24 protein-coding genes and 1 pseudogene are annotated in these 22,041 nt (G+C 68.7%); 15 read left to right on the forward strand and 10 right to left on the reverse strand.

Translation table 11 applies throughout. From position 1 onward, the window contains the following. Window positions 1-617: pseudogene (locus tag A5702_RS16435) on the reverse strand (methyltransferase); the annotation flags it as partial. A 32-nt stretch (window positions 618-649) separates the two neighbouring features. Between A5702_RS16435 and A5702_RS16440 the strand changes: the two are divergent. Both A5702_RS16440 and A5702_RS16445 read left to right on the forward strand, forming a co-directional pair. Then, window positions 650-1,735 (forward strand): S-(hydroxymethyl)mycothiol dehydrogenase, encoded by a 1,086-nt coding sequence (locus tag A5702_RS16440; protein WP_055405153.1) that lies wholly within the window; start codon window positions 650-652, stop codon window positions 1,733-1,735. Further along, complete coding sequence (locus A5702_RS16445; RefSeq protein ID WP_067819923.1) at window positions 1,735-2,358, forward strand: MBL fold metallo-hydrolase; 624 nt, start codon at window positions 1,735-1,737, stop codon at window positions 2,356-2,358. Before A5702_RS16440 ends, A5702_RS16445 begins: the two co-directional genes overlap by 1 nt. A 32-nt stretch (window positions 2,359-2,390) precedes the next feature. On the opposite strand, the gene A5702_RS16450 is transcribed toward A5702_RS16445, so the two are convergent. Then, window positions 2,391-3,107, reverse strand: a complete 717-nt coding sequence (locus A5702_RS16450) for an SHOCT domain-containing protein (protein WP_068221963.1) — start codon at window positions 3,105-3,107, stop codon at window positions 2,391-2,393. Window positions 3,108-3,178: 71 nt separating this feature from the next. On the opposite strand from A5702_RS16450, the gene A5702_RS16455 reads away from it, so the two are divergent. From A5702_RS16455 to A5702_RS16465, 3 genes are all read left to right on the forward strand, one after another. After that, window positions 3,179-4,135 (forward strand): SDR family oxidoreductase, encoded by a 957-nt coding sequence (locus tag A5702_RS16455; protein ID WP_068221965.1) that lies wholly within the window; start codon window positions 3,179-3,181, stop codon window positions 4,133-4,135. Between the two features lie 16 nt (window positions 4,136-4,151). Next, the gene (locus A5702_RS16460) at window positions 4,152-5,249 is read left to right on the forward strand and encodes an SAM-dependent methyltransferase (protein ID WP_068221967.1); all 1,098 of its coding nucleotides are present in this window, start codon (window positions 4,152-4,154) and stop codon (window positions 5,247-5,249) included. 68 nt (window positions 5,250-5,317) lie between these two features. After that, window positions 5,318-5,716, forward strand: a complete 399-nt coding sequence (locus A5702_RS16465) for a hypothetical protein (RefSeq protein WP_068221969.1) — start codon at window positions 5,318-5,320, stop codon at window positions 5,714-5,716. Between the two features lies 1 nt (window position 5,717). Here the strand turns inward: A5702_RS16465 and A5702_RS16470 are convergent, their stop codons facing one another. Continuing rightward, on the reverse strand, window positions 5,718-7,397 hold the full coding sequence (locus A5702_RS16470) for an Hsp70 family protein (protein ID WP_068221971.1): 1,680 nt from the start codon (window positions 7,395-7,397) through the stop codon (window positions 5,718-5,720). A 106-nt stretch (window positions 7,398-7,503) separates the two neighbouring features. Next, window positions 7,504-8,589 carry a dihydrodipicolinate reductase gene (locus A5702_RS16475; RefSeq protein ID WP_055405146.1) on the reverse strand — a complete coding sequence of 362 codons (1,086 nt, stop codon included), beginning with the start codon at window positions 8,587-8,589 and terminating at the stop codon, window positions 7,504-7,506. 106 nt (window positions 8,590-8,695) lie between these two features. Between A5702_RS16475 and A5702_RS16480 the strand changes: the two genes are divergently transcribed. From A5702_RS16480 to A5702_RS16495, 4 genes are read left to right on the forward strand one after another with little or no spacing between them, the layout of a single operon-like run. Further along, window positions 8,696-9,025 (forward strand): MmpS family transport accessory protein, encoded by a 330-nt coding sequence (locus tag A5702_RS16480; RefSeq protein WP_197281321.1) that lies wholly within the window; start codon window positions 8,696-8,698, stop codon window positions 9,023-9,025. A gap of 18 nt (window positions 9,026-9,043) precedes the next feature. After that, window positions 9,044-10,342 carry a cytochrome P450 gene (locus tag A5702_RS16485; RefSeq protein ID WP_068221973.1) on the forward strand — a complete coding sequence of 433 codons (1,299 nt, stop codon included), beginning with the start codon at window positions 9,044-9,046 and terminating at the stop codon, window positions 10,340-10,342. Continuing rightward, window positions 10,339-10,878, forward strand: coding sequence for an ester cyclase (locus tag A5702_RS16490; protein WP_068221975.1), 540 nt, complete (start codon window positions 10,339-10,341; stop codon window positions 10,876-10,878). The genes A5702_RS16485 and A5702_RS16490 overlap by 4 nt, the downstream gene beginning before the upstream one ends. Before the next feature lie 9 nt (window positions 10,879-10,887). Further along, a complete protein-coding gene (locus tag A5702_RS16495) occupies window positions 10,888-11,328 on the forward strand; it encodes a hypothetical protein (protein WP_068221977.1) in 441 nt (146 codons plus the stop codon). Here the strand turns inward: A5702_RS16495 and A5702_RS16500 are convergent, their stop codons facing one another. Further along, complete coding sequence (locus A5702_RS16500; RefSeq protein ID WP_068221980.1) at window positions 11,329-12,027, reverse strand: haloacid dehalogenase type II; 699 nt, start codon at window positions 12,025-12,027, stop codon at window positions 11,329-11,331. 151 nt (window positions 12,028-12,178) lie between these two features. Between A5702_RS16500 and A5702_RS16505 the strand changes: the two genes are divergently transcribed. The 5 genes from A5702_RS16505 to A5702_RS16525 all read left to right on the forward strand — a co-directional run bounded on the left by A5702_RS16505 (window position 12,179) and on the right by A5702_RS16525 (window position 16,704). Next, entirely contained in the window at window positions 12,179-12,742 is a 564-nt protein-coding gene (locus tag A5702_RS16505; protein ID WP_068221994.1) for a sigma-70 family RNA polymerase sigma factor, read from the forward strand. Continuing rightward, window positions 12,739-13,434, forward strand: coding sequence for an anti-sigma factor domain-containing protein (locus tag A5702_RS16510; protein ID WP_068221982.1), 696 nt, complete (start codon window positions 12,739-12,741; stop codon window positions 13,432-13,434). The genes A5702_RS16505 and A5702_RS16510 overlap by 4 nt, the downstream gene beginning before the upstream one ends. Before the next feature lie 203 nt (window positions 13,435-13,637). Beyond that, complete coding sequence (locus tag A5702_RS16515; protein WP_369817925.1) at window positions 13,638-14,201, forward strand: fasciclin domain-containing protein; 564 nt, start codon at window positions 13,638-13,640, stop codon at window positions 14,199-14,201. Window positions 14,202-14,288: 87 nt separating this feature from the next. Continuing rightward, complete coding sequence (locus A5702_RS16520) at window positions 14,289-16,040, forward strand: cytochrome c biogenesis protein CcdA (RefSeq protein WP_068221996.1); 1,752 nt, start codon at window positions 14,289-14,291, stop codon at window positions 16,038-16,040. Window positions 16,041-16,125: 85 nt separating this feature from the next. Continuing rightward, window positions 16,126-16,704, forward strand: coding sequence for a fasciclin domain-containing protein (locus A5702_RS16525; protein WP_067819889.1), 579 nt, complete (start codon window positions 16,126-16,128; stop codon window positions 16,702-16,704). A 400-nt stretch (window positions 16,705-17,104) separates the two neighbouring features. Here the strand turns inward: A5702_RS16525 and A5702_RS16530 are convergent, their stop codons facing one another. Together A5702_RS16530 and A5702_RS16535 are read right to left on the reverse strand one after the other, a co-directional pair. Next, on the reverse strand, window positions 17,105-18,592 hold the full coding sequence (locus A5702_RS16530) for an NAD(P)/FAD-dependent oxidoreductase (RefSeq protein WP_068221998.1): 1,488 nt from the start codon (window positions 18,590-18,592) through the stop codon (window positions 17,105-17,107). A gap of 230 nt (window positions 18,593-18,822) precedes the next feature. After that, window positions 18,823-19,053 carry an acyl carrier protein gene (locus tag A5702_RS16535; protein WP_068221986.1) on the reverse strand — a complete coding sequence of 77 codons (231 nt, stop codon included), beginning with the start codon at window positions 19,051-19,053 and terminating at the stop codon, window positions 18,823-18,825. A 230-nt stretch (window positions 19,054-19,283) separates the two neighbouring features. On the opposite strand from A5702_RS16535, the gene A5702_RS16540 reads away from it, so the two are divergent. Further along, complete coding sequence (locus tag A5702_RS16540; RefSeq protein ID WP_068221988.1) at window positions 19,284-20,036, forward strand: cutinase family protein; 753 nt, start codon at window positions 19,284-19,286, stop codon at window positions 20,034-20,036. 4 nt (window positions 20,037-20,040) lie between these two features. Here the strand turns inward: A5702_RS16540 and A5702_RS16545 are convergent, their stop codons facing one another. From A5702_RS16545 to A5702_RS16555, 3 genes are read right to left on the reverse strand one after another with little or no spacing between them, the layout of a single operon-like run. After that, window positions 20,041-20,793, reverse strand: coding sequence for an Rv3717 family N-acetylmuramoyl-L-alanine amidase (locus A5702_RS16545; RefSeq protein WP_068221990.1), 753 nt, complete (start codon window positions 20,791-20,793; stop codon window positions 20,041-20,043). A gap of 26 nt (window positions 20,794-20,819) precedes the next feature. Further along, window positions 20,820-21,473 carry an enoyl-CoA hydratase-related protein gene (locus tag A5702_RS16550; protein WP_068221992.1) on the reverse strand — a complete coding sequence of 218 codons (654 nt, stop codon included), beginning with the start codon at window positions 21,471-21,473 and terminating at the stop codon, window positions 20,820-20,822. Further along, window positions 21,470-22,036 (reverse strand): TetR/AcrR family transcriptional regulator, encoded by a 567-nt coding sequence (locus A5702_RS16555; protein ID WP_082956091.1) that lies wholly within the window; start codon window positions 22,034-22,036, stop codon window positions 21,470-21,472. The genes A5702_RS16550 and A5702_RS16555 overlap by 4 nt, the downstream gene beginning before the upstream one ends. Window positions 22,037-22,041 lie beyond the last annotated feature (5 nt).

The raw sequence follows: 22,041 nt of genomic DNA on the forward strand, positions 1-22,041 counted from the left end.
TCGACGCCGGTGAAGCGGCTGGCCGGGAACGCCCCTGCCATCACGTTGATCGCGTGGCCGCTGCCGCAGCCGAAGTCCGCCACGTCGGCCCCCGCGCGCAGGCGGTCGACGAGCCCGTCGACCAGTGGCAGCACCGTGTCGACGAGCGCGTTGTCGTAGACCGCGGCACTCTGCTCGGCCATCAGCGCGTGGAAGCGCGGGAATTCGCTGTAGTGCACCCCGCCGCCGGCGCGGAAGCAGCCGACGATCTGTTGTTCGACTTCGGCGAGCAGCGGGACGAACAGGGCCACCAGGGCCAGGTTGTCCGGGCCGGCCGCGCGGGTCAGCACGGCGGCGCGCTGCGCGGGCAGCGAGTAGGTGGCGGTGTCCGCGTCGTAGTCGACGACGCGCCCGGTGGTCATGCCGGCCAGCCACTCGCGCACGTAGCGCTCGTTGAGGCCGGCCTCCTCGGCGATCCGGGCGCTGGTGGCCGGCGGGAGCCCGGCCATCGTCTCGAACAGGCCGGTCTGATGCCCGATGCTCAGCAGCAGCGTCAGGCTGGCGCCGTCGATGGCCGCGATGATCCGTTCGCTGAATTCCTCGGTGGTTTCGAGCCCGGTCTCGCTTGCTGCCGTCACGCCCTGGGACGCTACACCGTAGGTTGGTGGCCATGAGTCAGACAGTGCGCGGCGTGATTTCGCGAAAGAAGGGCGAGCCCGTCGAATTGGTGGACATCGTCGTCCCCGACCCGGGTCCCGGTGAGGCCCTGGTCGACATCATCGCCTGCGGGGTGTGCCATACCGACCTGACCTACCGCGAGGGCGGCATCAACGACGAGTACCCCTTCCTGCTCGGCCACGAGGCCGCCGGCCGGGTCGAGGCGGTCGGCCCCGGGGTGACCGCCGTCGAACCGGGCGACTTCGTGATCCTGAACTGGCGGGCGGTCTGCGGGCAGTGCCGCGCCTGCAAGCGCGGCCGCCCGCACCTGTGTTTCGACACCTTCAACGCCGCGCAGAAGATGACGCTGACCGACGGCACGGAACTGACGCCGGCGCTGGGCATCGGGGCGTTCGCCGACAAGACGCTCGTGCACGCCGGCCAGTGCACCAAGGTCGATCCCGCCGCCGACCCGGCCGTCGCGGGCCTGCTCGGCTGCGGGGTGATGGCCGGCATCGGGGCGGCGATCAACACCGGCGCCGTCACCCGTGACGACACCGTCGCGGTGATCGGCTGCGGCGGTGTCGGCGATGCCGCGATCGCCGGCGCCGCGCTGGTGGGCGCCCGGCGCATCATCGCGGTGGACACCGACGACACCAAGCTGGACTGGGCCCGCCAGTTCGGCGCCACCCACACCATCAACGCGCGCCAGGCCGACGTCGTCGAGGCCATCGGAGACCTCACCGACGGGTTCGGGGTCAACGTGGCCATCGACGCCGTCGGCCGGCCCGAAACCTGGAAGCAGGCCTTCTACGCCCGCGACCTCGCGGGAACGGTTGTGCTGGTGGGGGTTCCGACGCCCGACATGAAGCTGGAGATGCCGCTGATCGATTTCTTCAGCCACGGCGGTTCGCTGAAGTCGTCCTGGTATGGCGATTGCCTGCCGGAACGGGACTTCCCCACCCTCATCGACCTCTATCTGCAGGGCCGGCTGCCCCTGGAGAAGTTTGTCTCCGAGCGAATCGGGCTAGACGACGTCGAGGAGGCGTTTCACAAGATGCATGGTGGCTCGGTGTTGCGGTCGGTGGTGGTGCTCTGATGGTGTCCATCGACCGGGTGGTGACGCACGGCACCTTCGAACTCGACGGCGGCAGTTGGGAAGTCGACAACAACATCTGGCTGATCGGCGACAACTCCAACGTGGTGGTGTTCGACGCCGCGCACGACGCGGCGCCGATCGTCGAGGCGGTGGGCGGCCGCCATGTGGTCGCGGTGGTGTGCACCCACGGCCACAACGACCACGTGACGGTGGCGCCGGAGCTCGGCAAGACGCTCGACGCGCCGGTGCTGCTGCACCCGGCCGACGAGGTGTTGTGGCGAATGACGCACCCGGACAGCGATTTTCGGTCGGTGTCCGACGGCGAAACCATCAGCGTGGGCGGGACTGAGTTGCGAGCGCTGCACACCCCGGGCCATTCCCCGGGATCGGTGTGCTGGTATTCGCACGACCTGGGTGTGGTGTTCAGCGGCGACACCCTGTTCTCCGGCGGCCCGGGCGCGACCGGCCGCTCGTATTCGGATTTCCCGACGATCCTGGAGTCCATCTCCGAGCGCCTGGGCAAGCTGCCCGGCGAGACGGTGGTGCACACCGGCCACGGCGACAGCACCACGATCGGCGACGAGATCGTCCACTACGAGGAGTGGGTGGCCCGCGGCCACTGAGCGGCTTTTTCCACCCCCAGCCGAATCCGGCCCTAACGCCCCTCCAGCACGCGGCGCTTCTCGGCCTCGAACTCCGCATCGGTTAGCGCCCCGGAATCCCGCAGGGCCGCAAGGGTTTTGAGCCGCTCCAGCCGCACGCCTTCGTCGGTCGGCTCGTGGGCCACCGCAACGGCGGGAGCGTGATACGACGGGTTCGCCGCCACCACCGCCCGGCGCCGGGTGCGGGCAAGCCATGAGCCCGCCAACAGCGCGCCGACCAGCCCCGCCACGAAGGTGGCGACGAACAGCCACACCAAGAAGCCATAGGAACTCTGGTGCCCGAAGGCCAGTCGCGGGGCGATGAAGCCGTTGACCTGCCCGTCGGTGGTGATGTTGTAGGTGCCGTTGGCCGCGATCCGCGCCACCCACACCCGCACGTGCGCGTCGTTGTTGACCGTCGTCGTGGTCCCGATGCTCTCGGTCACCACCGGCTGCGCCACCCCCTCGGGCGGCGCGATTGTGACCCCCAGCGGGGGCACGGGCAGCCCGCGGTCGGGACCGCTGATCACGACGGTGTGCAGGCTGACGGTGACGTCGCCGGCCGGCAGGTAGACGCTGCCCGACCCGGGGATCGGCACCTCGCCGTAGGCGTTGTATTTGTCCAGGAAGAAGGCGTTGAGCACCAGGGCGGTGATGAAACCGCCCACCGATACGACCATCATCGCGATGGCAGCGGCCAGCGAAAGCTTCGCGAGCCGTCGGCTGCTCATCCACGCAGTGTGTCACCGGGGCGGCAAACGGCGCACACTGGACCCGGGCTACACCGAGAGGAGCGTTACGCATGGCCAACGATCTTGTCGCCACGGTGCCCGACCTGTCGGGCAAGCTGGCAATCGTCACCGGTGCCAACAGCGGCCTTGGGTTCGGCCTGGCCCGGCGTCTCGCGGCCGCCGGCGCCGACGTCGTCATGGCGATCCGCAACCGCGCCAAAGGCGAGAAGGCGATCGCCGAAATCCGCACCGCGGTCCCCGACGCCAAGCTGACCATCAAGTCGCTGGACCTGTCGTCGCTGGCCTCGGTCGCCGCCCTGGGTGAACAACTCAACGCCGAGGGCCGACCGATCGACATCCTGATCAACAACGCCGGCGTGATGACGCCGCCGGAACGCGACACCACGGCCGACGGCTTCGAATTGCAGTTCGGCAGCAACCATCTCGGCCACTTCGCGCTGACGGGGCACGTGCTGCCGCTGCTGCGCGCCGCCGGCAAGGCGCGCGTCGTCTCGCTGAGCAGCCTGGCGGCCCGCCAGAGCGGCAAGATCCATTTCGACGACCCGAATTTCGAGAAGTCCTACGCGGCGATGTCGGCGTACGGCCAGTCGAAGCTGGCGGTGCTGATGTTCGCCCTCGAGCTGGACCGGCGCAGCCGGGCGGCCGGCTGGGGCATCGTCTCCAACGCCGCGCACCCGGGCCTGACCAAGACCAACCTGCAGATCGCCGGGCCGTCGCACGGCCGCGAGAAGCCCGCGCTGATGGAGCGGCTGTACAAGGCGTCCTGGCGGTTCACCCCGTTTTTGTGGCAGGAGATCGACGAGGGCATCCTGCCGGCGCTGTACGCGGCCGCCGCGCCGCACGCCGAGGGCGGCGCGTTCTACGGGCCCCGCGGTTTCTACGAGGCGGCCGGCGGCGGGGTGCGGCTGGCCAAGGTGCCCGAGCGGGCGCGCAATGAGGCTGACTGCCAACGGCTTTGGGAGCTCTCCGAGCAACTCACCGGCGTGAGCTACCCGAAGCCAAGCTGACGACTATCGTTGGGACATGCGGCCTGAGCCTCGGATGCCCGAATCGAGCATTGTGGTCCGGCCCGAGCCGGTTTACACCCAGTCGTCGCGCCTGCAGGCCGCCGGGTTGGCCCCGGCGATCGCGTTGTTCAAGCGCGCCGCCGAGCAGGTGGCGCTGCCCAAGGCCCCTCAGCCGATCGTCATCGCGGATTACGGCGCGGCCAACGGGCACAACTCGCTCAAGCCCCTGTCGGCGGCGATTGCGGTGCTGCGTCGCCGCACCCGTCAGGACCACGCAATCCTGGTGGTGCACACCGACATTCCGGACAATGACTTCTCGGCGTTGTTTCACACCCTGTCCGACGACCCGGAAAGCTACCTGCAGCTCGACGCGGCGACGTTCGCGTCGTCGATCGGCCGCTCGTTCTACGACCAGATCGTGCCGTCGAAGACGGTCAACCTCGGCTGGTCGTCGTGGGGGACGCAGTGGCTGAGCACGGTGCCGGGCGAGGTGCCCGACCACGTGCACGTCACCTACAGCAGCGACGCGGCTGCGCGCGCGGCATACGCCGAGCGGGCCGCCCTGGACTGGCACAACTTCGTGGCGTTCCGCGGCCGCGAGCTGGCGCCCGACGGGCGGCTGGTGGTGATGACGATCGCCCAGGACGAGGACGGCACGTCCGGATTCCCGACGCTGCTCGATGCGATGCTGACGGCGCTGCGCGATCAGGTGCGCGACGGCCTGCTGCGCCAGGAGGAGGCGCGGCGGATGACCATCCCCACATTTGCCCGCAGCGAGAAGGACTTTCGCGCCCCGTTCGCGCCGAGCGGGCGCTTCGAGGGCCTGACGATCGACCACCTCGACACGTTCAACGCGCAGGATCGCTTCTGGGCCCGCTACCAGGTGGACCGCGACGCCGAGGCCTTCGGCGGGCAGTGGGCGGCCTTCGCCCGCGCGGCCCTGTTCCCCGCGCTGGTGCGCGGGCTGGACGGCGGGGCCCACGACGCGCGGGCCGGGGAATTCGTCGACCAGCTGGAGCGGGCGGTCGCGGCGCACCTGTCGACCGCGCCGGAGCCGATGCGGATTCCGCTGGCGCTCGTCGAGCTGGTCAAGCGCGAGCGACTCGGCCGGTGAGAGTTTCGACACAACGCCGCAACGGGTAACCCCCTCACATCGCGACTGCGACTGCGAGGGGGTTTTGCATGAGCGTGCAGGATGACAAATCGACTGATCAGGCCAACGATCAGGACAAAGATCGACGCGACGATCAGGACGACGAGCAGAAGCTGACGGAGAAGCCGGAGCCCGACGAAAGCGACAAAGAGAAGGCCGCCGAAATGATGGAGGCCTACAAAGAGAAGCCCACCATCGTGCTGCCCGGCACCGGGGGCAGCGTTTCGGGCACCGCGGTCAACGACTGGCTGGACGAGGACGGCAACCCCAAGCACGAAGTAGCCGAGGGTGCAGATTCCGGCGAGCAGACCAAGTCGGACGACTCTCGCGACGAGGAAGCTCTCAAAGAGCAGATCGAAAAGGACAAAGAGCTCAACGAGAAGCTCAAAGAGGCCGCTAAGGCGGAGAACAAGGGCGAAAAGGGCTGACCTACTGGGTCGTTCCCAGCCCGGGCAGTTGGGGGATGCCGCGAATGCCGAAGTCTCCCCCGATCCCCTGAATGATCTGGTTGACCCGGTCCAGCCCGGGGATGGGCTCGTTGAGGCCGGGCACCGGCGGAATGGGCGGCACCTCCGGGATCCGCGGGATCGCGGGAAGTGGCGCGGCCGCCAGCGGCGGCGCCTGCTGCGGTTTGGCTGACGGGACGGTGGTGGACGGCGTCTCGGTGTTGGCCGGTGGATTGGTATCCGTGACCGACGGTGGCGGCGCCTCTTGCGTGGGCGGCGGTGGCTGAGCGGTCGCGGTGTTGGCCGGCGGTGCGGGAGCCGGGCTGCTGGTCACGCCGGGTGCCGGCGTCGTCGCCGATTTGTTCGCCGAGTGCAGGCCGATCGTGAGCGCGGTGCCCACCAGCAGCGCGGCCGCCGCCGCGCCGACGACCGCCGCCAGCACGGGCAGCCGGAACAGGCGCCGCTTGCGCTTCTCGGGCTCACTCGATGGTTCGGCAGGAGGCGTCACCCGCGCTTCGGTCGCGGTCTGCGACCACGCCCGCGCGGGCATGGCGCTCGCGGCGGGCGCGGCCTTCGCCGTGGCGGTCGCGGGCGCGGCGGGCGCCGACGCCGTGGCCACGTTTTCGTCGGGTCCGTGCGCCGCCCGCAGCGCGGCGCCGGTGGCGGCCGTGAGCTGCGGGCGCGGCGTGGTGATCACCGGGACGCGGAAGTACTGCGACAGCGCGGTGGTGATCGCGGGGATATTCGCGCCGCCTCCGGCGGCGACGATCGCCACCAAGTCTTGGATCCCGTTGCGCGCCAACGTGTTTTCCAGCACCGCGACGAACCTGTCGAGCGGTGTGCGGATCGCCTCGTCGAGGTCGGCGCGGGTCACCGTCACGTCGCCCGTCAGGCCGTCGCGCAGCGCGGTCGTCGCGCCCGACGACAGTTCCTCCTTGGCGGCCCGGCAGGCGGTCCGCAGCCGGCTCAGCGAATCGATCGCCACGGTGCCCGCCGGGTCGAAGCCCGCGGTGCTGGGCATGTTGGAGACGACGGCGCTCAGCAGCGCCTGGTCGATCGAGTCGCCGGAGAAGTCGTTCAGGCGCAGGGTTGGGGCCAGCGCCTGGTAGTCGCCATCGGTGGCCATGAACGTGACGCTGGTGCCGCTGCCGCCGAAATCGCAGACCGCCACGGTGCCGCGAGCCGGTATGCCGGGGTTGGTGCGCACGGCGAACAGCGTGGCCGCGGCGTCGGGAATCAGCAGCAGCGGCCGCGCCCGGTTGGACCACTCGGCCACCGCGCTCAGCGCGGTGCCCACGGCGTCGACCGTCGGCGAGGCCCAGTGGGCGGGATAGGTCACCGCCACGCTCTCGGGCAGGGGCCGGCCGCCGGTCACGGCGTAGGCCACGGCGCGCATGGCGTCGGCGACCAGTTCCTCGCCGCGGTGCACCGAGCCGTCAGCCGCCACGATGCCGCGCGGGTCGGCGACCCGGTTCACGAAACCCGTCATGACCAGGCCGGGCTGGTCCAGGCGCGGGTTCTCCGCGGGAATGCCGACCTCCGGCGCGCGCTCGGGGTAGAGCGTCAGGACCGGTTTGCGGGTGACGGCCTGGTCCGCGGCGACCGCCGCGAGGTTGGTGGCCCCGATCGACAGGCCCAGCGCGGTCCCAGCTCCATTGGCCATATATCCCAAACCCCAACTCCAGCGACTCGCACTCGGCTAGCCGTTATTGTGCCGCCGAAACCTGTACCGCGTCTCAGCGACACCTAGGTGCCCGCTGTGTGCGGGGTCAGCGGATGTTGCCGGCCCCGGCGATCAGCGGCAGGTCGAGCGGGGTGACCCAGCCGGGCCGCAGGTCGTTGACCGCAGGCACGGCGTTGAGGGCCCGCATCCCCGTCGCCAGGCACCCGGCGGTGGCCGCGTCGCGGCCCGAGCCGTCGGTGAACCGGAACGCGGTTTCCTGGAAGACGCTCGGCGTGCCCTCGATGTCCACCCGGTAGACGTCGTTGTCGTGGCCGCAGGGCCAGTCCGGGGCGGCGTCGAGGCCGATGCGGTTGACGTGCTCGAGCTGAATCCTGGTCTCGCCCTTGTAGATTCCGTTGATGGTGAAGCGGACGGCGGCGACGTGCCCGGGCTTGATGACGCCCTTGACGGTGTTGCGCTCGGTGGGCGTCACCCATTTGTCCCAGGTGGTTGTGATCTCGTCGAGCATGATGCCCGCCGCGTGCGCGATCATCGGGACGGTGGCGCCCCACGCGAAGATCAGCATGTTGGAGTCTTCCAGCAGCGGGGTGTATTCGGGCTCGCGGCCGATGCCCATCTCGACTTCGTAATCGCCTTCGTAGTTCGTGTAGTCCAGCAATTCCGACGCCCGCACCCGGCGCACCTCCGAGCACAGGCCCATCAGCGTCATGGGGAACAGATCGTTGGCGAACCCGGGGTCGATGCCGGTGGTGAAGCAGGACGACTCCCCCAGCTCGCAGGCCTCGGTGATGGGCGCGATCCAGTTCGGCGGGTTGAGGTGCATGGTCGGCCACACCCACGGCGTCATCGCGGTCGAGCACACGTCGATGCCGGCTCGCAGGAAGCGGGTGATCAGCGCGATGTTGTCCTTGGCGTGCATGGCGGTCGGGCCGTAGTGCACCAGCGCGTCGGGCTTCAGCGCGATCAGGGCATCGACGTCGTCGGTGGCGATGACGCCCACCGGCGCTCCCAGCCCGCAGACGTCGCCGACGTCGCGCCCGACCTTGTCGGGGTTGCTGACGCCGACGCCCACCAGCTCGAACAGCGGGTGCTTGACGATCTCGGCGATCACCATCTTGCCGACGAAGCCGGTGCCCCAAACCACCACACGTTTTGTGCCGTGTTCCGACATACTCACCTTCCCGTACCAGCCCCCGTGGGACTCACCCTAGACCGGCCCGACCTTCGACTAGCCGGAAAGCTTCCCTAGCACCGCATGTGATGACACGATGCAAATCATGACGAAGCATGTGCGAGCGCTCTCGGTCCTGTTCGCTGTCGGCGTCGCGGCCGCCCCCGTGGCCCACGCGATCCCGCAGATGCCCCAGGCCCGCTACGAGGTGACCGGTACCGGCGTCGCGCAGTACATCTCGTACCAGACCGACCAAGGCCAGCTGCACCAGGTGAACGCGCCGCTGCCCTGGTCGACGGAGTTCACCTCGTTCGGGGGCCAGGTGTTCGTGGTCAGCGCGCAGGGCGTCGGGCCCATCCGCTGCCGGATTCTGCTCGACGGCAACGTGGTCGCCGACGCGCAGTCGGCGGGCGGCCGGACCGTCTGCACGCACTAATCCGCAGGAGGTTCTCTGGTGAGTCTGAAGACCGGCATCGCGACGCGAACCAACGGGGCGCCCCCGCCCGAGGTCCCCCTCGCCGACATCCACCTCGATTCCCTCGACTTCTGGGGCCTGGACGACGACTTCCGCGACGGCGCCTTCGCCACCCTGCGGCGCGAGGCGCCGCTGTCGTTCTGGCCCGCGATCGAGATGGAGGGATTCGAGGCGGGCGAGGGCTATTGGTCGCTGACCAAACACGACGACGTGCACTTCGCCAGCCGTCACCCGGAGATCTTCAGCAGCACGCCGAACATCACCGTCAACGACAACGCGCCCGAGATCGCCGAATACTTCGGCTCGATGATCGTGCTCGACGACCCGCGACACCAGCGGCTGCGCTCGATCGTCAGCCGGGCGTTCACCCCGAAGGTGGTGGCGCGCATCGAGGCGTCGGTGCGCGAGCGGGCGCGCCGGCTGGTCTCGGCGCTGATCACCAACCACCCCAACGGGGAAGCCGATCTGGTCACCGAGCTCGCCGGCCCGCTGCCGCTGCAGATCATCTGCGACATGATGGGCATCCCCGAGGAAGACCATCAGCGAATCTTCCACTGGACCAACGTGATTCTCGGGTTCGGCGATCCCGACCTGACGACCGACTTCGACGAATTCCTCAAGATCTCGATGGACATCGGCGCGTACGCCAGCGCGCTCGCCGAGGACCGCCGGCTCAATCACCACGACGACCTCACCACCAGCCTGGTCGAAGCCGAGGTCGACGGCGAACGGCTGACGTCGGCCGAGATCGCGTCGTTCTTCATCCTGCTGGTGGTCGCCGGCAACGAGACCACCCGCAATGCGATCAGCCACGGTGTGCTGGCCCTGTCGCGCTACCCCGACGAGCGGGAGAAGTGGTGGGCCAACTTCGACCGGCTGGCGCCCACGGCGGTCGAGGAGATCGTGCGGTGGGCCTCGCCGGTGGTGTACATGCGGCGGACCCTGACCCGCGACTTCAAGCTGAGCGGCACCAAGCTGGCGGAGGGCGACAAGGCCGTGCTGTGGTACAACTCGGCCAACCGCGACGAGTCGACGTTCGACAACCCCTGGCTGTTCGACTTGGCGCGTACGCCTAACCCGCACTTCGGTTTTGGCGGCGGCGGCGCGCATTTCTGCCTGGGCGCCAACCTCGCCCGCCGCGAGATCCGGGTGGTGTTCGACGAGCTGCGCCGCGAAATCCCGGACATCGTCGCGGTCGACGAGCCCGCGCGGCTGCTGTCGCAGTTCATCCACGGCATCAAGACCCTGCCGGTCGCCTGGACCCCACCCCGCGGATGACCGTTCCCGCGTTCCCCTCGCCGGAGGTGTTGGCCGCCCGCGAGAAGCTGGTGCTCGACCACTTCCACGACGAGGTGCGTCAGGACTGGGACGACGTGCTGGCGACGTTCCCGCATCCGCGCTACGAGCTGATCCCGCAGATGATCGTGCACGACGGCGACACCGCGGTGCGCGAGTACTACACCTACACGCGGACCGCGTTTCCCGATCAGGACCACGAGATCATCGCGCTGCGGCACAGCGCCGACGCGGTGATCGTCGAGTTCTGGTTGATGGGCACACATTGCGGATATCTGGGCAAGGTCCCGCCCACCGGCAGCCGGTTCCGGGTCCGCATGACGGCATACTTCGTGTTCGACGGCTCCGAAACGCTTGTCTGCGAACGCATTTACTTCGACACGCTGACCATGATCAAGCAGCTCCTCGGCGGGCTGGACTTCAAGAAGCCGGCGAACTGGCTGCTGGCCGCGCGCTGCGCGCGCGGCTTCCTGTCGATGTCGTCGGAAAAGCCCGACCCGGCGCTGACGGGTGCCTAGACTTTCCGCATGCGTGGGCTTTATGCGTTAGGCGGCCTGGCCGTCGCGGCGATGCTGGCTGCCTGCGCCGGCGCCACGGCCGCCCCCACCACCTCGCACACCGTCAAATGGATCGACCTGCAGGTCGGCGACTGCGTGGCCGACCTCCCGCCGATCGACCTGAGCCGGGTGACCGTCACCGCCGTCGACTGCGGCACACCACATTTGGCCGAGGTGTATCTGCGTGGTCCTCTGGCCGTCGACAAAGCCGTCGCCATCGTCGCCAACAAGGACTGCAACGAGGGATTCGCGCCATACACCGGCCGACCCGTCGACGGCAGCCCGTTCTCGATCACCTATCTGATCGACTCGAACCAGGATCGCACCGGCGCCGACCCCACCCCGAGCACGGTCATCTGCCTGCTGCAGTCCGCCAACGGGCAACCCCTGACCGGGTCGGCGCGCCGCTGATCAGCAACCGAGTTGCGCCGCGAGGTCGCCGAAGTCGGACGCGTTGACGTCGAACTCGTCCGAATAGGCCACGTCGGCCTCGCCGTCGATTCCGAACTCCAGCGGACGCGCGACGAAGGCCGTCGCGAAGCCCAGCCGGCCCGCCGCGCGGATGTCGTACTTGTGGCTGGCCACCATCATGATCTCGGCGGGCTCGAGGCCGAGATAGGTCGCGGCCATCCGATAGATGGCCGGGTCGGGCTTGAACACCCCAGCCATCTCGGCGGCGAAGACCGCGTCCCACGGCAGGCCCGCCCGCTTGGAGATCTCGACGACGGCTGAGACGTCGGCGTTGGACAGGGTGGCCAGCGTGTACCCGGCTTTCAGGCGCGTGAGCCCCGCGACCACGTCCGGCCAGGGCTTGAGCCGTCGCCAGGCCCGAGTCAGCTCGTCTCGTTCGGCCTCCGTGAACGCGATGCCGCGCTCGTCCAGCACGGCGTCGAGCGCCCGCCGATACACCGACTGCACCGACACCCACTCGCTTTGGTCGGCCCGCGCCTGCTCCAACGTCGTGAAGTAGCCTGCGCGCCAACGCCTTACCACCTCGGGCCAGTCGGCGTCCGGGTGGCGCCCGGCGCTGATCCGGCGCGCCTCGTCGCAGACGGTCGAATGAAAGTCCGTCGCCGTGCCTTGCACGTCGAACAGCAGAGCTTTGACCACCCGCCAATCATGGCCGCTCGCGCGGTTGACGGGAACCGTCCGCCCGGGCCCGGGCTACGAATACCGGGAGTGGATACATGTCGGGACCTCGGCGCGGCCGGCGGTCGGATCCGGCCCTGCCGATGCCGGGCTGGCGCTAGGCTACCGATCGATGACCGGACCGCCGCCGCCCAGCAAGGACCTGGACGCACTGCTGCGCGAGGTCGCGCGCGGGGACCGCGACGCGTTCGCGGCGGTTTACGACCTCACTAAGAGTCGGGTGTACGGCATGGTGATGCGGGTGCTGCGCGACTCCGGTTACAGCGAGGAGACCACCCAAGAGGTCTACTGCGAGGTGTGGCGAACCGCGCCGGACTACGACTCCGCCAGGGGCTCGGCCCTGTCCTGGTTGCTGACGATCGCGCACCGGCGGGCCGTCGACCGGGTGCGGGCCGAGGAAGCGTCCGGCAAGCGGGATGCCCGCTACGCCGCGGCGAGCGCCGACCCCGCCACCGACGTCGTCGCCGATTCGGCGATCGCCGGCGACGAGCGTCGCCGGGTGGTCGAATGCCTGGGCGCGTTGACCGACACCCAGCGGGAGTGTATCCAGTTGGCGTACTACGACGGACTGACCTACAGCCAGGTCTCGGACCGGCTGGCCGCGAACCTGTCGACGATCAAGTCGCGCATGCGCGACGCGCTGCGCGCCCTGCGTAACTGCCTGGAAGTGCCATGACGGAACCGAACGAATTCGAATTGCTCGAGCTGGCAACGCCATACGCGTTGGATGCGGTCTCGGACGAGGAACGCGCCGACATCGAGCGGCGGCTGGCGGCCGCCCCGCGGTCGGTGGCGTCGGCCTTCGAAAGCGAAGTCCGCGCCGTCCGCGAGACCATGGCAGCCGTCTCGGCGACGACGGCGGTCGAACCACCCGAGCACCTGCGGGCCGCCACGCTGGCGGCGCTGCCCGCCCGCGACGGGCGCAAATTCGGTTGGCGCGCCGCCCTTTCGGCGGCGGCAGCAGCGGCGGTGGTCGGTGCCGTCGCGTTCGGCGTCGGGATAGCGATGCGCCCGCACCCGCCGTCGACCATCGCCGAGCAGGTGTTCGCGGCCCCGGACGTGCGCACCGTTTCCGGCCCGCTCGGCAATGGCACTGCCACCGTGGTCTTTTCCCACGACCGCAACGCCGGTGTGCTGGTGATGAACAACGTCCCGCCGCCGAAACCCGGGACGGTCTACCAGATGTGGTTGCTCGGCGACAAGGGGCCGACGTCGGCCGGCACGATGGGCACCGCTGCGGTGGCGCCGTCGACCACCGCGACGCTCACTAACCTCGGATCGTCGACCACTTTGGCGTTCACCGTCGAACCCGGCACCGGCTCACCGAAGCCCACCGGCACCATACTGGCCGCGCTGCCCCTCAGCTGATCGGAAAATCCGTCCGCGGCCCCCTCGTCTCCGAATCACTCCTGTCCGGTAGGAAAGGCGGCGCTATGGGCCGCCGCAGGAGAAGGGGTGCAAACGCGATGATCAACGTTCGCGGAAGGGCAATCGCGGCGGCGGGGCTCGCGACGATTGCGGTAGTGGGTTTTTCGGCGTGTTCGAACAACAAGCCGGCGGCTGGGCCGACGATGGGCAGCAGCACGGCCGTCAGCGTGGTGACGGCTCCGATGACGACGGTGGCCACCACCGATCCGGCGGCGGATCTGATCGGTGCCGGCTGCGGTGACTACGCCAAGCAGAACCCCAGCGGCCCGGGTTCGGTCGCGGGGATGGCTCAGGACCCCGTCGCCACCGCGGCGTCGAACAACCCGATGCTGACCACGCTGACGTCGGCGCTGTCGGGCAAGCTCAACCCGAACGTCAACCTGGTCGACACGCTGAACAGCGGCCAGTACACGGTCTTTGCGCCCACCAACGCCGCGTTCGAGAAGCTCCCGGCGGGCACCATCGGCAAACTCAAGACGGACTCGCAGTTGCTGAAGAGCATCCTGACCTATCACGTGGTGCAGGGTCAGGCGAGCCCGATGAAGATCGACGGTGACCACACCACCCTGCAGGGCGCCAAGCTGACCGTCTCCGGTCAGGGCAACGACCTCAAAGTCAACAATGCCGGTCTGGTGTGCGGCGGGGTGCACACCGCCAACGCGACGGTGTACATGATCGACACGGTGCTGATGCCGCCGGCCCAGTGAACCACCTGGATGAACAGCCCGGCTTCGGCCGGGCTGTTTTTTTGCGGCGGCACCCATCCACGGCGCGCTCGGCGGCGAATGTCTTTCATGCTGACCATCGCGCTGATCGGCTTCGTCGGGGGTCTCATCACCGGCGTATCGCCGTGCATCCTGCCGGTATTGCCGGTCATCTTCTTCGCCGGCGCGCAAGGCCGCGCCGATGCCCCTGCCCGACAACCGGTTCCGGGTGGGGGCGTGGATGTCGCGACACGTCCGTGGCGCGCGTCGCGCAGCGCCCGCCCCTACCTCGTCATCGGCGGGCTGGTGCTCAGCTTCACCCTGGTCACGTTGACGGGCTCGACGCTGCTGTCGCTGCTGCACCTGCCGCAGGACGCCATCCGTTGGGTCGCCCTGGTCGCCCTGGTCGCCATCGGTTTCGGGTTGATTTTCCCGCGGGTCGAACGGCTGCTGGAGCGCCCGTTCGCGCGTATCCCGCAGAAGCAGTTCGGGTTTGGTGGCGGCGGCTTCGGTCTCGGGCTTGCGCTGGGCGTGTTGTATGTCCCGTGCGCGGGGCCGATTCTGGCCGCGATCGTGGTGGCCGGCGCCACGGCTCCCCTCGGTCCGCGCACGGTGGTGCTCACCGGCGCCTTCGCGCTGGGCGCCGCGCTGCCGCTGTTGTTCTTCGCGTTGGCGGGCCATCGGGTGGCCCAGCGGGTGGTGGCGTTCCGGCGGCGGCAGCGCGATATCCGCGTCACGGCCGGGATCGTGATGATCGCGCTCGCGGTGGGACTGGTGTTCAACATCCCCGCGGTTCTGCAACGCGCCGTTCCCGACTACACCATCGGGCTGCAAGAAAAGTTGGCCGCCGACCCCGGGGTCCAGGAGAAGCTCTACCTCGGCGGCATCGTCAACGAGCAGAACGCGCAGCTGTCGAACTGCAGCGACGGCAACCGGGACCTCGAAAACTGCGGCCCCGCACCCGATCTCACGGGCATCACCGGATGGCTGAACACGCCCGGCAACCAACCGGTCCCACTGGCGTCCCTGCGCGGCAAGGTCGTGCTGATCGATTTCTGGGCGTACTCGTGCATCAACTGCCAGCGTGCCATCCAACACGTCGTCAGCTGGTACAACGCCTACCACGGCGACGGTTTCGAGGTAGTCGGGGTCCATACCCCGGAGTACGCGTTCGAACAGGTGCCCGGCAACGTCGCCAAGGGCGCCGCCGACCTGAGCATCACTTACCCGATCGCCTTGGACAACGGGTACTCCACGTGGACGAACTACCGCAACCGGTACTGGCCCGCGGAGTATCTGATCGACCCCGCCGGCCAGGTGCGCCACATCAAATTCGGCGAGGGCGACTACAACGTCACCGAGGATCTGATCAGGCAGCTGATCGTCGCCGCACACCCCGGCCCCGAGTTGCCACCGCCGGCAGACACCGGCCGCTCGGCCCTGCCGGAGCGGACCACGCCCGAGACCTACCTCAGCGTCGGCAAGGTCGTCAACTATGGCGGCAACGGGGTATACGACGAGGGCACAACCACTTTCGCCTATCCGCCCAACCTGGCCGCCGATCGCTTTGCGCTGAACGGTCCGTGGTCGCTGGACTACCAGGGCGCCACCGCCGCAAGCAACCAGTCCAGCATCAAGCTCAATTACCACGCCAGGAACGTCTACATCGTCGTCGGCGGCACCGGGTCCCTCACCGTCACCCGCGGCGGACGATCCGTCGTGATCCCCATCAGCGGCCCGCCGACGTCGCACCAGATCGTCGCGGCCGATCACTCGCAGTCGGAGACGCTCGAGGTACGTCCCGACCAAGGGCTGCAGGTGTATTCGTTCACCTACGGCTAAAAACTTTTTGCCCGCCACCCATCCGAAGATGTCCGCGCTCCGAATCACTGCGCAAAGGTCGGACCAACCAAAGGAGTCAAACGCGATGAACGCACACAGGACGGCAGCGAAGGGGTTCGCGGTAGCGGCGATGCTGGGTTTGGGTGTGGTGACCGCTCCCACCGCGGCGGCGGCCGATCTGGTGGGGCCGGGCTGCTCCGACTATGCGGCCGCCAACCCCAGCGGCCCGGCGTCGGTGGAAGGAATGTCGCAGGTTCCGGTGGCGGTGGCGGCGTCCAACAACCCGGCGCTGACCACCCTGACGTCGGCGCTGTCGGGCAAGCTGAACCCGAACGTCAACCTGGTCGACACGTTGAACAACGGGCAGTACACCGTGTTCGCGCCGACCGACGCCGCGTTCGGCAAGCTGCCGGCGCAGACCATCGACCAGCTGAAGACGGATTCCAACCTGCTGACCAGCATCCTGACCTATCACGTGGTGCCGGGCCAGCTGAGCCCCGCGAAGGTCGCGGGCGCGCACAAGACCGTTCAGGGCGCGAACGTGAACGTGACCGGGCAGGGCAACGGCCTTCGGGTCAACAACGCGGGTCTGGTCTGCGGTGGGGTGCCCACGGCCAACGCGACCGTGTACATGATCGACACGGTGCTCATGCCGCCGGCATAACCGGTGCTTTAGTTCGGTTGCGCAACGCTGGTCGGCGGCTGGAGCGCGTACGCCTCGGCGACAGAGTGCTGGGGCGCGTCCATGTTCCCCAGCACGAGGGCGAGGGGCGCCGCCAGACAGGCGCACAAACGGCACAGTGTTTCCATTGGGCCCCACCATCTTTCGCATGGCTTGCGGACGTGGTTCCGCTCAGGCTGATTACCCCGCTCGGGCGCGGGCAAACGGTCCGGGGCGATTTCGGGTGATCGCCACGAGTCACACGGGCCTCACCGGTCACGGGAAGAGAGGCAATGGGCGTTGTGCCCGCCTCACAGCGACAACCGGGGGATGCAGCACGTTGTCGCTGTGAGGCGGGCAAACGGTCGACCACCCCGGCCAGGGGCGCAAGTGGCCGGTGTGACTAGGCGATCACGTAGTCGTCGAGCGGGAACGTCCGGCCCTCGTGAACCGCGTTCAGCGTGGACGTCGGTCGCAGCAGCGACGCCTCACCGCTCGGGCTGAAGTAGTACGAGCGCGACGTGGCGCAGTCGCCGGCGTAGAACACCGAATTGTCGAGGCGCTTGGTCATCCGCTCGAGGAACCGTTCGTTGGCCTCCTCGGTCACCTCGAAGGTCGTCGCGCCGCGGCGCTTGACCTCACCGAGCAGCCGCTCCATGTGCCGCATCTGGTACTCGATGGTGTGAAAGAAGGACAGGCCGGAGAAGGCGAACGGGCTGGCCAGGCTCAGGTAGTTGGGGAAGTACGGCATGGACACGCCCTGGTAGGCCTGGAACCGGGTGTCGCGCCACCACTTGCCCAGGTTGCGGCCCTTGCGCCCGACCACCTCGATGGCCGGGAAGTTCGCCTCCCACAGGTCGAAGCCGGTCGCCAGCACCAGGGTGTCGATGACCCTCTTGCGCCCGTCGGCGGTGACGATGCCGTCCGCCTCGATCCGCTCGATCGAGGTGGTCTCCAGGTGCACGTTCGGCTTGTTGAAGGCGGGATAGAACACGTTGGAGAAGGTCGGCCGCTTGCAACCCATGTCGTAGTCGGGGGTCAGCTTGGCCCGCAGTTCCTTGTCCCGGATCCACCGGAACCGGTTGATCTTGGCCAGGTCGGAGGCGGAAATGTTGCCCCGGCCCCGGGTCTCCCGGAAGTGCAGCGCCCCGATGACCATGATGATCTCGAGGATGATGTCGGTCACCCACCGCAGCGCGCGCTGCGCCGCCGGCACCCGCCCGAACAGGCGCCGCACGCCGGGCGAGAACCCGAAGTCGACCTTGGGCAGCACGTGGGTGGCGGTGCGTTGGTAGACGGTCAGCTCGCCGGCCTCCTTGGCCAGCTCCGGGATCACCTGCACGGCCGACGCCCCGGTCCCGATGACGGCGATCCGGCGGCCCCGGTAGCTGTAGTCGTGGTCCCACGCGGTGGTGTGCACCACCTTGCCAGCGAAGCTCGCGACACCGGGAATGTCGGGCATGCGCGGCTGCGACAGGAAGCCCGTCGCGGTGATCAGGATGCGGGTCGTCAGCGTTTGGCCGTCGGCCGGCGCCACCCGCCATACCGAAGCGTCCTCGTCCCACTGGGCGCCCTCGACGGTCGTGTTGAACCGCATGTGCCGGCGCACGTCGTACTTGTCGGCGACGTCGGCGGCGTACTGCTTGACCTCGCCGCCCGGGGCGAACAGCCGTGACCAGCCCGGATTGGGCTCGAACCAGTACGAGTAGGTGGTCGACGGGATGTCGACGGCGATGCCCGGGTAGTGGTTGACGTGCCAGGTGCCGCCCAGGTCATCCTCGCGTTCGAGGATGACGAAGTTGTCATACCCGAGGCGCTTGAGCTGGATCGCGGCGCCGATGCCGCCGAAGCCCGCCCCCACGATGACGGCGTCGTATCGGTCCGTGTTCACAAACATGCTCCGTGTTATTGCCCCGTGCTTACTTACCAAATGCTTCGACTTACCTTACGTAACTCTAATAAAGAGCCGGGTATGACGCACACACGTTTGTCAGCATGTGACCTCGCCGACACCATCACGCGAACTCGGCAATGGGCACAAGTGACAGCCGCCTGACGCTTGACGACGCGCGATTTACGCCGCCCGCGCCAAAGCGCCTGTCCAACAGTCGGATCCGGAGGCTAGCCGCCGGTGGACGCTCCCTGCAGCCGGCCCAGGAATTCGTGGCAGCGCCGCGCGCGCTCGGAGTCCTGTTCCATGACCTCGCTGAAGAAGGACGCGATGTCGTCCATGCCCGCGTTTTTGGCGTCGCGCACGTACTGGCCGTAATCATGCCCGGCCTTCAGCGAGTGGTATTGCACCGAGACCAAGTCGAAGGCCACATCGTCGAAACCCGTTTCCCCGGTAGCCATGTCGTCACCTTTCCCTAGCTGGATCGTGTGTCTCGCGGTTCGGCTACCCGTGGGGTACGGGGCCAAACGACGGCCCGAAAGCTTTTTCGTAAGATGCCGATCCGGCCCGAACGCATCAGAATGGATTCATTTGTTGCGTCGACACGCGGACCTCATCCGACGCTTGTCGTCGCGGCTCGGTATACAGGAAAGACGGATATTGCACTCGTGACAGTTTTGGAGGCGTTCGTATGGGCATCAGTCGCGGCATGATCGCACGTCACTTCATCCGTTCCCTCACTCCCGCGCTGGTCGCGGCCTCGGGCCTCGGCGCGTCGGCCCTCGCCGGTTCGGTCCTCCCGACGGCGTCGGCCCAATGTCCCGACGTTCAGGTGGTGTTCGCCCGCGGCACGGGTGAAGCCCCCGGCGTCGGCCCCACCGGGCAGGCCTTCGTCGACGCCCTGCACTCGCGCATGGGGTCCCGGTCGTTCGACGTCTACCCCGTCAACTACCCCGCCAGCGACCAGTGGGACACCGGCCTCGACGGCATCCGTGACGCGGGTGCGCACGTCAACTCGATGGCGCATGACTGCCCCAACACCAAGATGGTGCTCGGCGGCTACTCGCAGGGCGCCGCGGTCATGGGCTTCGTCACCTCGGCCGCCGTGCCCGATGGTGTCGACCCCAACACCGTGCCCAAGCCCCTGGACCCGTCGGTCGCCCAGCACGTGTCCTCGGTCGTGCTGTTCGGCATGCCCAACGTGCGCGCGATGAACTTCCTCGGCGAACCCCCGGTGGTCATCGGCCCGGCCTACCAGGACAAGACCATCAAGGTCTGCGCCACTGAGGACCCGGTCTGCTCCGACGGGATGAATTTCTCCGCACACAACACCTACGCCGACGACAACGCCGTGATCGACAAGGGCGTCGCCTTCGCCTCCAGCCACCTCGACTTGAGCGGGCCGCCGGCCGCGCCGACGTCGAGGGGCAGCTTCGGCGGCTGAGCCGCTACCTGCTATTGAGGTAGGCGACGATCCCCTGGGTGACGGCCGCGGCGTAGCGCGCCCGGCCGTCGGGGCTTTCCACCCGCGCGGCGTCGTCGGCGTTTTTCATGTTGCCGAGTTCGACGAGGATCGCCGGGTATTGGGCGAGGTTCAGCCCCGCCAGGTCGGCGCGCCCGTACAGCCCGCCCGACCCGACGTAGTTGGACGGCTGAAAACCCGCCTGCACCAACGCATCCCGCATCGCGGTGGCGAGCTGGACGGCGGGGCCGGCCTGCACGTCGTTCAGGGGCGGGCTCGAATAGTTCACGTGGAATCCGTGGCCGGAGGCGGGGCCGCCGTCGGCGTGGACGCTGACGATCGCGTCGGGGCGCATCGCGTTGGCCGCCGCGGCGCGCTGATCGACGCAGGGGCCGACCGAGCTGTCGTTGCCGCGCGACAGCTGGGTGCGCACGCCCATCTGGTTCAGCGAGTCGTTGATCAGCCCGACCACGGCCCAGGTGAACGCGTGCTCGGGGTAGCCGTCGTCGGCGGCGGCACCCGACGTCTGGCACTCCTTGGTGCCGCCGCGCCCGTTCGGCACCTGCTGGCCGATCGACGCGTCGTTGACCGCGTTGTGGCCGGGGTCGAGGAAGACCGACGACCCGGAGACACCGGCTGACGCGCGGGGGGCCGTTATCAGCGTTGCGGCGCCGAGCAGCGCCGGCGCGGATCTCAGCAGGTCTCGCCGCGAAACGAATCCCCGGCGGCGGTCATCCACCGCGCGATGGTAACAATCGCGGCTGCTCAGACCTCGGTCAGCGCCCGCGCCGCGGCGCGGAACATGGTCTGCTTGATCGCGCCGAGCGTGCCGGGGTCCTTGCCTGCCAGCGGGCGCAGCAGGTCGGTCGCGGCCGCGGTCACCTTGCCCTCGGCCGCGGTCGCATCGACGATGCCGAATTCGGCGGCCTCCTGCCCGCCGAAGCGCCGGCCAGTCGTCATCGAGGCCACCGCCGCGCGGGGCGTGAGCTTGGCCTGGATCAGGGCGGCCATCCCGTCGGTGAACGGGATCCGGATGTCGACCTCGGGGAAGCAGAAGAACCCGCGGTCGGCGCGCATCACCCGGACGTCGTGGGCCATGGCGAGCATGGCGCCGGCGCCGAACGCGTGCCCGGTCACCGCGGCCGCGGTCGGCAGGGGGAAGGTCAGGACGCGGGCCAGCAGGGCCTGCACCCGCCCGACGTAGGCCTGGGTCTGGTCGCCGTGCGCGCCCAGCCAGTCCAGGTCCAGCCCGTTGGTGTAGAACTTGTCGCCACCCGTCGTGACCAGACCCTGGGCGGCGCTTTGGATTTCGTCGAGCTGCTCGTTGCAGGTGTCGAGAAACTCCGGGGAGAACCGGTTTTCGTCGTCGCCGAGGTGCAGAATGGCGATCTTGTCGTCCCAGCCGAGTGTCGGTGTCATGCCTGGTCCCTTTCTATGGTCCCGCGCCGGGGCTCCCCGACGTCGAGAACGGCCTTGACCGCGGCGCGCAGCCGTTCCCGCGCGCCCTGGTCATCGATCCTGTTGCGGCGCAACAGGATCGCGGTCGGTAGGTCGACGATGCAGGTCGTGATGACGTCGACGGCCGCGGCGTCCTTGCGGTCCCACAACAGGCGGGCCAGCCGAATCATGGTCTGCACCAGCAGCCGGTCGAGGTCGCGCAGCTGCGCCGCGATGTCGGGCGGCGTCTGAAGGCCCAGTAGCTCGTCGCGGCACACCGTGAGCAGCAGTTGCGACGACTCGGGATGTTGGTGGGCGAACACCGCCGGCGCCTCGGCCGCCGCCACCACGGCGTCGACGCCGTCCCCGGCCGGCGTGGCGTCGATCAAATCGGTTTGCGCGCTGAGGAATCGGTGCCCGGCTCGCAGCCAGGCGCGGCCGACGAGCCCCGCCCGCGAGCCGAACGAGTGGTACAGCGCGCCGTTGGACACGCCGGTCGCGTCGCTGACGGCTCTGATCGTGACCGACGCCGGCCCGGACCGCACCGCCA

The sequence above is a fragment of the Mycobacterium sp. E3339 genome (assembly GCF_001666915.1).
Taxonomy (GTDB): domain Bacteria; phylum Actinomycetota; class Actinomycetes; order Mycobacteriales; family Mycobacteriaceae; genus Mycobacterium.

What these genes read in the sequence shown, in the direction of transcription:
- A5702_RS16525 (WP_067819889.1), top strand. Translation starts at nt 16,126, where the DNA reads ATGAACGCACACAGGACGGCAGCGAAGGGGTTCGCGGTAGCGGCGATG.
- A5702_RS16460 (WP_068221967.1), top strand. Translation starts at nt 4,152, where the DNA reads ATGCGGCCTGAGCCTCGGATGCCCGAATCGAGCATTGTGGTCCGGCCC.
- A5702_RS16490 (WP_068221975.1), top strand. Translation starts at nt 10,339, where the DNA reads ATGACCGTTCCCGCGTTCCCCTCGCCGGAGGTGTTGGCCGCCCGCGAG.
- A5702_RS16550 (WP_068221992.1), bottom strand. Translation starts at nt 21,473, where the DNA reads ATGACACCGACACTCGGCTGGGACGACAAGATCGCCATTCTGCACCTC.
- A5702_RS16535 (WP_068221986.1), bottom strand. Translation starts at nt 19,053, where the DNA reads ATGGCTACCGGGGAAACGGGTTTCGACGATGTGGCCTTCGACTTGGTC.
- A5702_RS16540 (WP_068221988.1), top strand. Translation starts at nt 19,284, where the DNA reads ATGGGCATCAGTCGCGGCATGATCGCACGTCACTTCATCCGTTCCCTC.
- A5702_RS16505 (WP_068221994.1), top strand. Translation starts at nt 12,179, where the DNA reads ATGACCGGACCGCCGCCGCCCAGCAAGGACCTGGACGCACTGCTGCGC.
- A5702_RS16480 (WP_197281321.1), top strand. Translation starts at nt 8,696, where the DNA reads ATGACGAAGCATGTGCGAGCGCTCTCGGTCCTGTTCGCTGTCGGCGTC.
- A5702_RS16445 (WP_067819923.1), top strand. Translation starts at nt 1,735, where the DNA reads ATGGTGTCCATCGACCGGGTGGTGACGCACGGCACCTTCGAACTCGAC.
- A5702_RS16450 (WP_068221963.1), bottom strand. Translation starts at nt 3,107, where the DNA reads ATGAGCAGCCGACGGCTCGCGAAGCTTTCGCTGGCCGCTGCCATCGCG.
- A5702_RS16440 (WP_055405153.1), top strand. Translation starts at nt 650, where the DNA reads ATGAGTCAGACAGTGCGCGGCGTGATTTCGCGAAAGAAGGGCGAGCCC.
- A5702_RS16465 (WP_068221969.1), top strand. Translation starts at nt 5,318, where the DNA reads ATGAGCGTGCAGGATGACAAATCGACTGATCAGGCCAACGATCAGGAC.
- A5702_RS16495 (WP_068221977.1), top strand. Translation starts at nt 10,888, where the DNA reads ATGCGTGGGCTTTATGCGTTAGGCGGCCTGGCCGTCGCGGCGATGCTG.
- A5702_RS16470 (WP_068221971.1), bottom strand. Translation starts at nt 7,397, where the DNA reads ATGGCCAATGGAGCTGGGACCGCGCTGGGCCTGTCGATCGGGGCCACC.
- A5702_RS16520 (WP_068221996.1), top strand. Translation starts at nt 14,289, where the DNA reads ATGCTGACCATCGCGCTGATCGGCTTCGTCGGGGGTCTCATCACCGGC.
- A5702_RS16510 (WP_068221982.1), top strand. Translation starts at nt 12,739, where the DNA reads ATGACGGAACCGAACGAATTCGAATTGCTCGAGCTGGCAACGCCATAC.
- A5702_RS16515 (WP_369817925.1), top strand. Translation starts at nt 13,638, where the DNA reads ATGGGCAGCAGCACGGCCGTCAGCGTGGTGACGGCTCCGATGACGACG.
- A5702_RS16455 (WP_068221965.1), top strand. Translation starts at nt 3,179, where the DNA reads ATGGCCAACGATCTTGTCGCCACGGTGCCCGACCTGTCGGGCAAGCTG.
- A5702_RS16475 (WP_055405146.1), bottom strand. Translation starts at nt 8,589, where the DNA reads ATGTCGGAACACGGCACAAAACGTGTGGTGGTTTGGGGCACCGGCTTC.